The sequence below is a fragment of the Lysinibacillus sp. RC46 genome (assembly GCF_041262385.1).
GTDB lineage: Bacteria > Bacillota > Bacilli > Bacillales_A > Planococcaceae > Lysinibacillus.
On the sequence record NZ_JBGCCF010000002.1, the window covers coordinates 134,382 to 149,644 of the forward strand.

General features: G+C 36.7%; 10 protein-coding genes. 6 read left to right on the forward strand and 4 right to left on the reverse strand.

Translation table 11 applies throughout. The features are described 5' to 3' along the window. Nucleotides 1-4 precede the first annotated feature (4 nt). The 4 genes from lon to ABH966_RS02545 all read right to left on the reverse strand — a co-directional run bounded on the left by lon (nucleotide 5) and on the right by ABH966_RS02545 (nucleotide 7,273). The gene (lon, locus tag ABH966_RS02530) at nucleotides 5-2,329 is read right to left on the reverse strand and encodes an endopeptidase La (RefSeq protein ID WP_370075451.1); all 2,325 of its coding nucleotides are present in this window, start codon (nucleotides 2,327-2,329) and stop codon (nucleotides 5-7) included. A 230-nt stretch (nucleotides 2,330-2,559) separates the two neighbouring features. Next, a complete protein-coding gene (clpX, locus tag ABH966_RS02535) occupies nucleotides 2,560-3,831 on the reverse strand; it encodes an ATP-dependent protease ATP-binding subunit ClpX (RefSeq protein ID WP_323647644.1) in 1,272 nt (423 codons plus the stop codon). A 1,051-nt stretch (nucleotides 3,832-4,882) separates the two neighbouring features. Beyond that, nucleotides 4,883-6,172 carry a trigger factor gene (gene tig / locus ABH966_RS02540; protein ID WP_370075452.1) on the reverse strand — a complete coding sequence of 430 codons (1,290 nt, stop codon included), beginning with the start codon at nucleotides 6,170-6,172 and terminating at the stop codon, nucleotides 4,883-4,885. Between the two features lie 111 nt (nucleotides 6,173-6,283). Further along, the gene (locus ABH966_RS02545) at nucleotides 6,284-7,273 is read right to left on the reverse strand and encodes a tetratricopeptide repeat protein (RefSeq protein ID WP_370075453.1); all 990 of its coding nucleotides are present in this window, start codon (nucleotides 7,271-7,273) and stop codon (nucleotides 6,284-6,286) included. Between the two features lie 394 nt (nucleotides 7,274-7,667). Between ABH966_RS02545 and ABH966_RS02550 the strand changes: the two genes are divergently transcribed. The 6 genes from ABH966_RS02550 to qoxD all read left to right on the forward strand — a co-directional run bounded on the left by ABH966_RS02550 (nucleotide 7,668) and on the right by qoxD (nucleotide 14,286). Beyond that, a complete protein-coding gene (locus tag ABH966_RS02550; RefSeq protein ID WP_370075454.1) occupies nucleotides 7,668-8,135 on the forward strand; it encodes a hypothetical protein in 468 nt (155 codons plus the stop codon). A 694-nt stretch (nucleotides 8,136-8,829) separates the two neighbouring features. Then, complete coding sequence (locus ABH966_RS02555; protein WP_370075456.1) at nucleotides 8,830-9,672, forward strand: DUF2785 domain-containing protein; 843 nt, start codon at nucleotides 8,830-8,832, stop codon at nucleotides 9,670-9,672. 834 nt (nucleotides 9,673-10,506) lie between these two features. Next, nucleotides 10,507-11,430: a cytochrome aa3 quinol oxidase subunit II gene (qoxA, locus tag ABH966_RS02560; RefSeq protein WP_370075458.1), complete on the forward strand. Its 924-nt coding sequence runs from the start codon at nucleotides 10,507-10,509 to the stop codon at nucleotides 11,428-11,430. A 27-nt stretch (nucleotides 11,431-11,457) separates the two neighbouring features. Continuing rightward, nucleotides 11,458-13,401 (forward strand): cytochrome aa3 quinol oxidase subunit I, encoded by a 1,944-nt coding sequence (qoxB, locus tag ABH966_RS02565; protein WP_370075460.1) that lies wholly within the window; start codon nucleotides 11,458-11,460, stop codon nucleotides 13,399-13,401. A gap of 1 nt (nucleotide 13,402) precedes the next feature. Next, the gene (gene qoxC / locus ABH966_RS02570; RefSeq protein ID WP_370075462.1) at nucleotides 13,403-14,002 is read left to right on the forward strand and encodes a cytochrome aa3 quinol oxidase subunit III; all 600 of its coding nucleotides are present in this window, start codon (nucleotides 13,403-13,405) and stop codon (nucleotides 14,000-14,002) included. Continuing rightward, a complete protein-coding gene (gene qoxD, locus ABH966_RS02575; protein WP_370041694.1) occupies nucleotides 14,002-14,286 on the forward strand; it encodes a cytochrome aa3 quinol oxidase subunit IV in 285 nt (94 codons plus the stop codon). Before qoxC ends, qoxD begins: the two co-directional genes overlap by 1 nt. Nucleotides 14,287-15,263 lie beyond the last annotated feature (977 nt).

The following is a 15,263-nucleotide window of genomic DNA, read 5'->3' on the forward strand; positions in this document are numbered from 1 at the left end:
TTTCTTAAAAACCTCCGTCCAGTGCATGGGCTAATACTTCATCAGCCGATGACACTAGTTTAAATGTTAGTTGTTCGCGTACACTTTCAGGAATATCCTCAATATCTCGCTCATTATCTTTCGGACAAATAATTGTCGTTAAGCCCGCTCGATGCGCACTGAGTGTTTTTTCCTTTAAGCCACCAATTGGCAGTACACGTCCACGTAATGTAATTTCACCTGTCATGCCGACTTCACGGCGTATTGGACGATGTAAAATTGCGGAAACAATTGCGGTTGCCATAGTAATACCTGCGGAAGGTCCATCTTTCGGAACAGCTCCTTCAGGAACATGAATATGAATATCATGTGTTTCAAAATATTCTGCATCCACTTTTAGATCTCCCATTTTTGTACGGACATACGATAAAGCTGTTTGAGCAGATTCCTTCATGACATCGCCAAGCTTACCAGTTAACTGCAATTTTCCTTTACCAGGTGTTAATGATACCTCAATTTGTAATGTATCACCACCTACAGTTGTATAAGCAAGCCCAGTAGCTACACCGATTTGATTTTCCTCTTCTGCTTGTCCATATCGGAAACGATGTTTACCGAGTAATTCCTCTAACGTTTTCGAGTTCACTGTTACTCGTTTTTTCTCACCAGAAACGATGATCTTAGCGATTTTACGACATAGGGTTGCGATTTGACGCTCTAGTCCGCGAACACCTGCTTCACGAGTATAATAACGGATAATATCAACTACGGCTTCGTCTTTAATAATAACTTGTGTTTTTTTCAAGCCATGCTCTTTTAACTGTTTCGGTATTAAGTGATTTTTCGTAATTTGCTCTTTTTCAATTTCTGTATAACCAGCAATTGAGATTACTTCCATACGATCTAGTAACGGCCCAGGAATTGTACTTAAATCATTCGCAGTTGCTATAAATAATACATTTGATAAATCATAAGGTTCTTCGATGTAATGATCACTAAATGTATTATTTTGAGCCGGATCTAAAACTTCAAGCATTGCTGCTGCAGGATCTCCCCTAAAGTCATTAGACATTTTATCAATTTCATCTAGAAGGAACACAGGATTAATTGTTCCTGCCTTTTTCATCCCTTGGATAATACGACCTGGCATTGCCCCAACATACGTACGACGATGACCACGAATTTCCGATTCGTCTCGTACCCCACCTAATGAAATTCGGATAAATTTGCGATCCAAGCTTTCTGCAACAGATCGAGCTAATGATGTTTTACCTACACCTGGAGGGCCAGCTAAACATAATATTGGTCCACGTAACGATTTTTTCAACTGACGTACAGCTAAATATTCTAATATACGTTCTTTTACTTTTTCTAAACCGTCATGGTCACGATTTAAAATGTCCTCTGCATGTTCGATATTCATGCGATCTTCAGTCGAATTTGTCCATGGTAATGAAACAATCCAATCAATATAGTTTCGGATGACGCCACTCTCTGCACTAGCTGCTGGTAGCTTCTCATAGCGATCCAACTCTTTAAGCACTACTTCTTTCGTTGATTCAGGCATCCCTGTTTCGTCGATACGTTTACGTAATTCAGCTACTTCACCAGTTTTTCCTTCACGATCTCCTAGCTCTGTTTGAATAGCTTTCATTTGTTCACGTAAATAATACTCCTTTTGCGTACGCTCCATGGATTGCTTAACTTTTGTATTAATTTTCTTTTCAAGATCAAGTACTTCTTGCTCGTCATGTAAACGAATAATTAAATGATCTAATCGCTTCTTTACATTGAGCATCTCTAATACTTCTTGTTTATCTGCAATCTTAAATGGTAAATGCGATGCAATGATGTCTGCTAAACGACCTGGCTCTTCAATGTCTGCCACAGTACTGATGGTTTCAGATGTAATTTTATTGGAGCCTTTCGCGTATCTTTCGAAATACGTTAACAACGTACGCATTAAAGCCTGTGTTTCAACATCCTTACCGATTGTTTCCTCCTTAACATCGATGTCAACAATCGTATATTTTTCTAGCGCCCGATAGTTAGACCATGTTGCACGCGCTACACCTTCCACTAAAATACGCAGTGTTCCATTTGGTAATTTTAACATCTGTTTGACATATGCCATCGTACCAACTGTATATAAATCTTGCTCATCAGGCTGTTCATCATGCACTTCTTTTTGTGTTACCAATAATATCAATTGGTCCTCTAGCATCGCTTGTTCTAGCGCCGCTACAGAACGATTTCTACCCACATCAATATGTAACACCATCGACGGGTATACTAAAAGTCCACGTAAAGGCAATAATGGTACACTTGTTGTTTTTTGTATTGTCACCATGCGGGTATTCACCTCCGTCAAAATTTTCTTATTCACTCCCACGCTACTAGTATGTGTCTAAAAAGCTGATTCACACTAGTTAATCAATTGAGCCAAAAATTTCATCTAATTACAGTTGGCTTTATGTATGAATGAATAAAAAGCTGACTGTCGATATGTGCGAATATTGCACAATCGAAGTCAGCTAAATTACTCTTTATCTCATAACAATAGACATTAGTATCTGTTCGTTATGCTGAAGTTTTTGTGTCGCTACCTTCATCGAGTTCAGTGCCATCTTCAAGAAGCAATTTCGGTTTTTCTTTATCCGTAATTGTTTTTGCCGTAATGATACATTTTTTCACGTCTTCGCGTGAAGGTAGTTCGTACATTACATCAAGCATTGTTGACTCAATAATTGAACGAAGACCACGTGCACCCGTTTTCCGTTCTATTGCTTCTTTTGCAATTTCAGAAAGAGCACCTTCATCAAACTCAAGCTCAACACCATCTAGTTCAAGCATTTTTTGATATTGCTTAGCTAGTGCATTTTTAGGCTCCGTTAAAATTTGTACAAGCGCAGCCTCGTTTAATTGTTCTAGACTTGCAAGTACTGGTAATCGACCGATGAATTCTGGAATTAGACCAAATTTTAATAAATCCTCTGGAATCAACTTTGCCATAATTGAGCCTTCATCCATATCAATTTTGTTTGGATCTGAACCGAAGCCAATTACTTTTTCACCTTGACGACGTTTAATAATGGATTCTATTCCATCAAATGCTCCACCCACAATAAATAAGATGTTTGTAGTATCGATTTGTAAAAACTCTTGGTGTGGATGCTTACGACCACCTTGTGGTGGGACACTTGCAACTGTACCTTCTAAAATTTTTAGAAGGGCTTGTTGTACACCTTCACCAGAAACATCACGTGTAATGGATGGATTTTCGGATTTACGTGCAACTTTATCGATTTCATCAATATAGATGATTCCTTTTTCAGCACGCTCGATATCGTAATCTGCGGATTGAATTAATTTTAATAAAATATTTTCAACGTCCTCACCAACATAGCCAGCTTCTGTTAGAGAAGTAGCATCTGCAATAGCAAAAGGAACGTTTAATATACGTGCCAATGTTTGGGCCAATAAAGTTTTACCGCTACCAGTTGGGCCGATTAACACAATGTTCGATTTCGCTAATTCTACATCATCAATCTTACTATTTGTATTAATGCGCTTGTAGTGATTGTAAACCGCAACTGCTAAAGCTTTTTTAGCACGATCTTGTCCTATTACATACTCATCTAAAATCGTTAAGATTTCTTTCGGTTTTGGAATATCTTGGAATTCAATTTCTTCTTCAACACCCAGTTCCTCTACAACGATTTCTGAACAAAGTTCGATACATTCATCACAAATATAAACACCAGGACCTGCAACTAGTTTACGTACCTGTTCTTGTGGCTTTCCACAGAATGAGCATTTTAAATTGCCTTTTTCATCATTAAATTTGAACAATATGTTTCACCCCTATTCAAGCAACAATCTTACAAGATTATTGAATCTTTATCAAATAAATTGTCTGCATCTATTTACACCACGGCGTTTATGTTTCAAGATTTTAAAAAGATTTCGACATTCATTGCACGAAAAACATTAACATTTATCGCCAATAATGCCCATTCATTAACTTGATGAATTCCAGCTCATCACCATAGCGTGTGGTTGATTTCCGTCCGGCTGGGCGCTTTGTAGCTGACGCTTTGCTTTCGCTACAGAAAACATTTGCCGCTGTCGCTTCGCTTTCGCACAGAGCAAAGCTTTCTGGGGGCGTCCAGCCTTCACTCCAATCAACTTATATAAATGAAGTGGCATACGTTTTAACAAATCTCATCCACAACTTTTGGTGATGAACTTGAATTCCGCTAATTATACCGTTGAATTCCATGTGTTGTTACTGACTGATTCTTCAGAAACCTCTAGCGACGAAAGACCTTTCTTTTCGTCAAGATTTCTGACACTAGACTGATATTTGGCTTGTGACCCTCACTATATACCGGTAATACAAGTTAAAAATACTCAAATGAGTAACTTACATTTCTATTAATTATGCCTCGGCATAATTGCTGCTGTCGCTTTGCTTTCGCGCAGAAAACATTTGTAGCTGTCGCTACAGAAAATAATGGCTGAAAGAAGTTAAAATCTATTACATTCGCCAGAGGCTTAACTTCATTCAGAAGAGGATGTATTTCGTTATTCCTCATTCGGAAGGATTGAGACATCAATATGATCTCAACTGAATAAAGTCAAATTTTAGCATCGTGTGAAAAGTCAAACAATACTATGTATTAGAGAAGTATAAGGCCTTTTGCCTATCCCCTTTTCAAAAAAGTATTTCCTTTTGGAGGATGCTTTTTGCGGTGAAAATAGTCGTAATATTAATAATATAATTAATTGAACTAATTCTAAAGGGGAATCTAGCTAAACCTAAATAAAAAATATGTGATAAAACAAGGCACGGTTTAATGCCGTACCTTGTTTTCATTTTTCTATCCAGTTACAAAAAATCCTATTCAGTAATTTTAGCGTTTTCTACTAAAAATTCAACTGTTTTTTGAATTTTAATGTCGTTTTCAAGAACTGCTGTGCCACCTAAAGCTCCAGTAATTTGCTCTTTAGTCATGTTAAATTGAGCAGCCATTTTTTCTAATTCAGCTGCGATATCAGCTTCAGTTGCTTCAATTTTTTCAGCTTCAGCAATTGCTTCAAGTGTTAAAGATACACGTACGCGGCTTTGTGCTTCTTCTTTCATTTGTCCACGTAAATCTTCTTCTGATTGACCTGAGAATTGATAGTAAAGGTCTAAGTTCATACCTTGCGTTTGTAAACGTTGACCAAATTCTTGTAACATACGATCAGTTTCAGAGTTAATCATACCAGCAGGTACTTCAAATTCTGCACTCTCAGCAGCTTTTTCTACTAATTCATCACGAAGTGCTGCATCTGATTCTGCTTGTTTTTGTTCAGCAGTTTGCTCTTTGATTTTAGCGCGTAAAGCTTCAACACCCTCAACTTCTGGGTCTAATTCTTTAGCGAATTCGTCGTTTAATTCTGGAAGAACTTTTGTTTTAACTTCTTTTACAGTTACTTTGAAAGTAGCTTCTTTACCAGCTAATTCAGCTGCATGGTATTCTTCTGGGAAAGTAACAACTACGTCTTTAGATTCACCATTTTTAATACCTACAAGTTGCTCTTCAAAGCCTGGGATGAATGAGCCTGAACCGATTTCTAGTGGGTAGTCTTCACCTTTACCACCTTCAAATGCTTCTTCACCTACGAAACCTTCAAAGTCGATAGTAGCTGTATCGCCTTCTACGATAGCTTCGTCTTCTTTAATTTCAAGCTCTGCTTTACGAGCTAATTGGTCTTGAATTTGTGTTTCTACTTCTTCATCAGTAACTTCTACTGGAAGTTTCGTAACTTCTAAACCTTTGTACTCACCAAGTTTTGGCTCTGGTTTCACTGTTACTTGAGCAGTAAATGTGAAATCTTTACCATGTGTGAAGTTTTCTGTACCAGAAATTTCTGGGTAATCAACTGGCATAATACCAGCTTCATCGATCGCTTTCGAATAAGATTCAGGAACGATGATTTCTAATGCATCTTGGTATAAAGATTCGATACCAAAGCGTTGTTCAAACATATTACGAGGCATTTTTCCTTTACGGAAACCTGGTACGTTAATTTGTTTTACAACTTTTTTGAACGCTTGGTCCATTGCTGCGTCTACTTCTGCAGCAGGTACTTCGATTGTAAGAGTACCGATATTACCTTCTTGTTTTTCCCATTTTGCTGACATGTATAAATACCTCCAAATAAATAATCAAGTTTATTGTTAGACAATTCATTCGTAACTACGATTTTGACAACCATTTTAGTATAACATAGATGCGTATAGTTTCAACTTATTTCATACTTCATGTAGTTCCGTTAACTTTTCTAACATTTGTAAAAAGTCAATGATTTCATAGTCCATTTCCTGTACTTTTCCGAGCATAGATTGTACAAAGTCTATATAACTATAAGCAATATCATCGGCTTCATACGGGTGCCATTCAAACGGATACGTCACAATGGCATGCTTCGCCATTAAATATTGTACCATTTCTAACGTCGATGGGTCTTGCTCTAATTTATTTTCGATTATATTTTTTACTTCCCTATACTGAGGCAACTGATTTGGTAAGACTAAATTGTTAGGGTTAATAATCTTTGTTCCATTAAATTTTGAAACAGTAATGTCTATTGACACTTCTTGTTCCACTAAAAGGATTAATGCTAAGCTCTGAACAAATGGATGGATTGTTGGATATTCAATAATAGCTTTCAATGCTGTCTTTAATTGTCGTACATTCGTATCCATTAAGCGATGCAGCCGAATTGATTGTTCGTTCGGCGTTAATGCACTAAATTTCGAAAGTTCATATTCTTGCTCTTCTAACAATCGTTTAGCATCCTCTTTTTTTTGAAGATTCTTAGCAACTTCTTGATTCAAGCTTCTTAAGCGTTCAAATTTCTCAAGCTGATCTTCTGGAAGTACGTTTTCTTCAATTAATGTCGTAATTAACGACTCTACTTGATGGTATTCCTTTAACTGCATACATACTGTAACATACAGTTCCATTATTTCTACATACAATGTCGTCCCCATAGCAAATAATTGCTCACAAACATTTTTAACTTTATCGTATTCTTTTAATTCATATAAAGCATACGCGTAGGTACTTAATGCAATTTCGTCTCCAGCTTCATATGAAAATGCTTTTTCAAAGCTTGCCACAGCCTCTTCATATTGATAATTTTCCGCATACATATGTCCTTCACGTATTAATGTCTGAACAGCACCAGGAAAAACAACAATATTGTCATGTTTGATAACATGCCGTTTTCGCTTTGTCATTTTTCTCACCTCTTTAGCTCTATTTTACTCATTAGTTAGTTCTTATTGAATGACCATCATAACATGGAGTTGATTTCCGTATTCGCTGAACGCTTTACCAGTAAGCTACTTTTATTTGGTCACGAAGGTTTATCCATATCTAGGACGCCCACCTTCACTCCAATCAATCTCATTAGTTGATCTACGTTTTAATAAATGTCACTTTCAACTCTTTAGGTAAATGACAACACTTATATACCAATAAATCAATCCACTGCTTATTTGCAACAAAAATCTTCACTTATGCATTTCATATTTTGTAATAAATTGTATTATAATTAATACTATATTTTATTTATTGTTATTACAGGCATCCTACTTTGTAATTTAAAGTTCTTCACAAGGAGTGGAATACATGCAATTAATAGATACAGTTAGTGAATTTGGTAGTAGCATCTCTCCTATGTATGAGGCACTATCAATTAAAGTTGTTTCGTTATCTACAGCGGACGGTCCCCATCTGAAGGATTATCCGATTGAATTTGAAATACTCACAAGAACTAAGATTGATGTATACACACAAGAAGCGATTACACATATTATAGGTATCCAAGGTCACATCCCTGGCTCCATTTCACTTGGACACCCACATGAGTCACTTTATATTATTCCCCAAAATGTACACATTGAATGCAACTATAAACTTCTAAGTATCGACAAAAAAGATATGCAACGAATCTTACTGCACTCTCAACCGAATCTTCATTATAGTGAATGGCTAATTGATGCCATTAAAAATGCAAATATTCTCGTAGAATTAAAAACTAATCAAAACACCTTTACTGAATGGCCGCTCGGTATAAAATCGGCCGTTATATCATAACTGGGATGAGACATACTTTAATAGGTATGTCTTTTATTATTGGAAACTATCGCGTCAATGCAAGATGTCCTTAAAAAACATGACTCTTCTGCAAAGCAAGGGGGGGGTGATTTTCGTTCCGACTGAGCGCTTTCCTGGGGGCGTCCGTTGAGCCGCTTGGGGCAACAGATGTTTTTTTGCGCGAAAGCGTAGTGCTAACGTAGCGGCAGCAGCAGGATGTTGGTCACGAAGGCGTTATCACAAGACGTGATGGTTTTAGCCTTCGTTCCTCTATTGCTGATCCCAAGGAGTCGCTCAGTCTCCACTCCAATCAACCAATTCACATAGCAAATACCTTCTGGCATGTCACTCTAATTAATAGTAAAAAAAGATATTAAACAAGAGTGGGAGGCTACAGCAACAATTACGCCAAGGCGAAAAACGCTCTTTAATAAATCTTTCCCTTTTTGTTGCTTGTCTATCATAACAACTTTCTCTTGATTCTGGAATTCCCATTGTGAATATACTCCTAGACAACTTCACAAATCAACAAATTTATCGTTGAAACGCTATAATAAAAATGCATAGCTCTAAAAGCATTTTTACTATATCTGCGCATTGTTATATAAGTAACTACAAAGACTAGTGATTATAAAGGAATACATTTAACAAAATGCTCTTATAGAGAATTAACTTAACTTCGGGGGAATTACATATGGATATCAAAAATACGTTACAATCATTTTCCACTATGACACACTCAGCACAACAAGAATTTATGTTGCAGAAAGGTGACTGGTTGTTACAAGAAATGTTAACGCACATTGGTTCACCAGATGCAGAATTACGAGACAAATTAATATATCGTACTTTTATTGAAATACTTAGCGATAATTTACTGAGCACCGAACAGTTACAATATTTATTTGATACTGTTATAGGCGACGATTTTTTATATTTAAAGTTAGGCGAAGAATTGACAGATAGTGTTTTTACACGTTCGTTTTCTGCTTTACTTGCAGCAAGTATTCTTGCAAAAGATGCTGAACAACTGGTTTTAAATGATGATCGTCTACAAATTTTCTTTCAAAAGATTGGCCGCTATTTATTATTGGAAAAAGATACACGAGGTCATGTTCATGATAAAGGCTGGGCGCATAGCATTGCACATGGCGCAGATTTAGCAGCAATGACGATTAAACACCCTAAATTCGATTTACAGCATGCGCCTTTCATCTTGCATGCATTGAAACTTGTTACATGGAAAGATACTGTCTTTGTCAACGATGAGGAAGAACGCTTAATTAATATAATTGAAGCGTTACTAGCTCGTAACTATTCCGAGGAAGCTTTAATAGAATTTGTCGAACAGGTATTTGATAAATTTGAAATGCATTTAGTGACGCAGGGCTATAACGAAGCCTTTTTTAGCGGACGTACATGCACATTAAATTTAATGAAAACATTGTACTTCGCCTTAAAGATGAATAACCTAGCCCCAAAACTTCAAAATACTATCTATGGACAAGTAGCAAAATGGCTAAAGCTTGGAGCTTAAAATTTATCTTCATTCACCTCGGCGTAATTGTGCTGAATAAAGATAAATCACTTTCTTTCTACTTAGAACATTTATTTTCGTCTTCATAACCAAAAATAGCAAACCAAGGATATCCTTAGTTTGCTATTTTTACTTTTTGGATAAAATATTCAAAATACACTATATGGAAGTCCATAATTATATTAACATAATTAATATTATACCCCTTTCCATTCATCCCTTACATTTAAAGTTTATCCTGATATATCCATAATCCCTCTTTTCATGTACTCATCTTTTTTAAAAACGCAACAAAAAAGCATTCAAAACCTTAACGTAACGGCGACTTTATTACAAAATGAAGTCTAAAATGTGAACTGATATTTTCACAAAAAAAACTATTTACATGGTTAAACACTAGAAACTCAGTGTTTTCAACGTTTCAACAGTGTTTATTTAATTAAATGCAAAAATACTAATATTGAAATAACGATTTTTGTTCAAAAAATGTTCATATTCATCCCCAGTTTACTATTAAAAATATAAAAAAATAATTTTTTTCTTTAAAACAGGGCGTATAATCCTATATGCAAACAATGACATTTGTGTCGATCGATTATGACACATTGTTTAAAAATCGATTACACAGATTAGTAACTTTGCGAACGCTTGCACTAGACCAGTCAAATACTAGATTCAATGTTTCATAATGAACCATGTCATTGTAAGTATTTCTGATAATTTGATTGGTACAACAATTAAAAGAGGTGACCGTATTACCCACTATTTATAATTTCGAATCTATATAAAACAAATGAAATTTATGAATAGCCGTTTTATAGAAAGGAGTCAAACATGAAGAAAAAGTTAAGTTTAATGTTTATTGCATTTGGTGCGCTTGCAGTTCTTTCTGGCTGTGAACCCCTAACAATCTTTGATCCAAAAGGGCCGAATGCCAAAACATTATCAGACACAATTATTTTATCCATTATCACAATGGCCTTTATATTACTAGTCGTGTACGTGCTTTTAGCATTTATGTTAACAAAATACCGTGCTTCAAAAACACCTGCCGATTATGAGCCTCCTCACGAAGAGGGTAGTCATCTACTTGAAATTACATGGACAGTTATCCCTATTATCATAGTGGCATTCTTAGCAATTGTTACTGTAAGAACAACAAGTACAGTAGAGGCAACACCAGAAGGTTATGACAATAAAGAGCCACTTGTTATTTACGCATCATCTTCTAACTGGAAATGGCATTTTAGCTATCCAGAGCAAGGTATTGAAACTGTAAACTATGTAAATATTCCAACTGATCGTCCAATTGAGTTCAAACTTTACTCATTCGGACCAATCACAAGTTTCTGGATTCCGCAATTAGCTGGTCAAAAATATGCGATGAGTGACATGTTAACAACTATTCACCTTGCCGCAGATGAGGTTGGTTCATTCATGGGCCGTAACTCTAACTTTAGCGGTCGCGGATTTGCTGAAATGGAATTTGAAGCGCAATCTATGACACAAGAAGACTTCGACAAATGGGCTTCTGATGTAAAAGCAAACGAAAAACCATTAACAAAAGAAAAATTTGATGAACTATTAAAAGCAGAACACGTTGGTCGTTCAAGCTATTCATCTACACACTTAGAATTTAGTCCAGCTCCAATGGAACACAGTGAACACATGAAAATGGGAGACATGGATCATAGTGATATGGACCATGGGGATCATTCTGATTCACAAGAAAATTCTGAAGCAACACATTCACATTAATTTTTAAACCCGAAAGGAGCGCATCCAATGAGTATGGAAGAAGTATTCCATCCTATGCAAGAACCGATGATTTTAGCGGCAGCTATTAGTATCGTAGTTGGAGCAGTGGTAATTGTAGCAGGCCTTACGTATTTCAAAAAATGGGGCTATTTCTACAAAAACTGGCTATCAACTGTTGACCATAAAAAAATCGGTATTATGTATATCGCTACAGCACTTTTGATGCTATTCCGCGGCGGTATCGATGCATTGTTAATGCGTGCACAAACGGCAGTTCCTGATAACGGACTTCTTGATGCACAACACTATAATGAGATTTTCACAACACACGGTTTATTAATGATTTTATTCATGGCTATGCCATTCGTAATTGGTTTAATGAACATTGTTATCCCACTGCAAATTGGTGCACGTGACGTTGCCTTCCCACGTCTAAATGCAGTCAGCTTCTGGTTATTTGCAGCTGGTTGTGGTTTATTAAACCTATCATTTATCATCGGTGGTTCACCTGATGCTGGTTGGACAGCTTACTTCCCACTATCTGGGACAGAATTTAGTCCAACTGTTGGGAACAACTACTATTCTTTAGCTTTACAATTATCAGGGATTGGTACGTTAATGACTGGTGTTAACTTCATCGCAACAATCATTAAAATGCGTGCACCTGGTATGACATTAATGAAAATGCCCATGTTCACTTGGTCAATTTTAATTACAAACGTTATTATCGTATTTGCATTCCCAGTATTAACTGTAGCACTTGCATTAATGATGTTAGACCGTCAATTCGGTACACAATTCTTTGCAATGCAAAATGGCGGTATGGATATGCTTTGGGCCAACCTATTCTGGGTTTGGGGACATCCTGAGGTTTATATCGTTATCCTACCTGCTTTCGGTATTTTCTCTGAAATCATTGCGACATTTGCACGTAAAAACTTATACGGCTATAAATCAATGGTTATGAGTATGGTCGTTATTTCGTTACTATCATTCTTAGTATGGGCCCACCACTTCTATACAATGGGTCACGGTGTAATGGTAAACAGCGTATTCTCTATTACAACAATGGCAATCGCTGTTCCGACAGGGGTTAAAATATTTAACTGGTTGCTCACAATGAGACACGGTAAAATTCAATTTACAACTCCTATGCTTTATGCTCTTGGCTTTATTCCTATCTTCACAATTGGTGGGGTTACAGGGGTAATGCTTGCAATGGCAAGTGCTGACTATCAATATCATAATACGATGTTCTTAGTTGCCCACTTCCACTATGTATTAATTCCAGGTACAGTATTTGGTGTACTTGCAGGTTACCACTACTGGTGGCCAAAAATGTTCGGTTTCCGTTTAAATGAAAAACTAGGTAAAACTGCTTTCTGGTTTATCGCAATTTGCTTTAACGTAACATTCTTCCCTCTATTCATTTTAGGTTTAGATGGTTACGCTCGTCGTATGTACACTTACTCTGAGTCTACTGGCTACGGTCCATTGAACATGCTATCGTTCATCGGTGGTCTTGGTCTTGCTGTCGGCTTTGCGTTAATCGTATATAACATTTATTACAGCTGGAAACATATGCCTCGTAATGAAAAAGCAGATGTTTGGGATGGCCGTACATTAGAATGGGCTACTCATTCTCCAGTACCAGAATATAACTTTGCAGTAGTTCCAACTGTTACACGTTTAGATGAATTCTGGTTCGCGAAAAAAGAAGGTCGCGATATTACAGCAGGTAAAATTGAAAAAATTCACATGCCTAACAACACTGGCACACCATTCTGGATGAGTGGATTCTTCTTCCTTGCAGCATTCTTCGCTGTATTTAATCTATGGATTCCTGCCATCATTAGTATGATTGGTGTATTCGGCTTTATGATTCACCGTTCATTTGAAAAAGATCATGGTCGATACATTTCAGTTGAAGAAGTTATGGCAACTGAGAAAAGCTTGAGAGGTGATAAATAATATGAAAATCGATTCTTCACTTCCATTAGAATATAGTACAGAAGAAAATCGCCTGAAAATTTTCGGTTTCTGGATTTTCCTTGGCGCCGAAATCGTATTATTCGCCACACTATTTACAGTGTATTTCACACTTCAAACACGTACTGGTAGTGGCCCAAATGGCGCTGAGATTTTCGAATTAACACCAGTATTATGGGAAACATTCTTATTATTAACAAGTAGTTTCACAATTGGTCTTGGTGTTCATGCAATGCGTATTGGCAATAAAAAAGCGATGATGGCATTTTTCATCATCACACTTCTATTAGGTCTTGGCTTCTTAGGCATTGAGATTGATGAATTTATCACATATGTTGATGAAGGTGCAACAATTACAACAAGTGCATTCTTATCGGCATTAATGACTTTACTTGGTACGCACGGTGCCCACGTAACATTCGGTTTCTTCTGGGGCGTTGCAATTTTAATCCAAGTAGCTAGCCGTGGTTTAAACCCACAAACGGCTAACAAAGCGTTTATCTTCTCACTGTACTGGCACTTCCTAGACGTTGTTTGGATTTTCATCTTCAGCTTCGTCTACTTGAAAGGACTGATTAGCTGATGAAGGAATTATTCCCAAAACAACATGTGATGGGCTTCGGCTTCTCACTATTACTAACAGTTGTAGCTTTATCTGTCGTAAAATTTGATATGTCATTTAACATGGCATTTGGTGTTTTACTAGTGACTGCTCTTGCACAAGCAACTGTACAATTAGTATTATTCATGCACATCGGTGAATCTGAAGATAAGAAAACGTTATATACAACGATTTTATATTCAGTATTCGTAGGTGTTGTTACAATCCTAGGTACATTATTCGCAATGATCTGGGGCTATAATTGATAAACAGAGCCGAGAAAATGAAATCATTTTCTCGGCTTTTTCTTTTTGTAAATATATTTATTTCAATATCGAAAGTAGACTCAACCCGAAATCGAAATCGTACAACACTCCCCCTACTCTTCTTATGTACAAACATAGCAATAACTGATCTTTTTAAAATTTATATAGACAATCAACAGTACGCTTTTCGAGCCTCCTATAAATAGCTACTAACTGTAATACCCCCAAGCTACAATGCAAATTCATTAGAATACGCTACAAAAAAATAATCTCCTAGTGATAGTCCTTGTCTTAACACCATTGGCTCATTACCAAAATTTATGGATGACATTTGTTAATGCCATTTATCTTCATTCAGTAGAAGAATCCTACCTCTGAAGGTGGGGAGACGAATGCGGATGTGGTTCCTTTTCAGTGGGTGTCCAAACACCTACTGAAAAAGAGGAACTCAGTCTAAGAACGCCACGTCCTGTGGCAATTTATCTGTGCGAAAGCGAAGCGACATCTACAAATGTTTTATGTAGCGAAAGCAAAGCGACAGCTACAATTACGCCAAGTCAAAATTGATATTAGTTGATTGGAGTGGAGACTGGGCGACTCCTTGGGGATTAGCGATAGAAGAACGAAGGCTAAGAGCATCACGTCCTGTGATAACGCCTTCGTGACCAACATCCTGTTGGCCCGAGACCCCTGCAGTGAAGCGAAGCGGCTCATCAGACGCCCCCAGTCGGAACGGAAATCAACCACACGTTATGGTGATGAGCCACACCATTGCGATATTTTACAATAACTAACAACAGATTTATTGATCATCGATTAATATTCATGAACCAATTTTCTTGCGACTCCCCATGAGTAAGAAGGCTTATAAATTTTGACATACATTGAGTATTTAGTATTATTTTAAAATCGAATTGGTACTGTTTTTTTAAATAATGAAACTTTTACTTTTATACTAATGTATACTAATAGTTGAT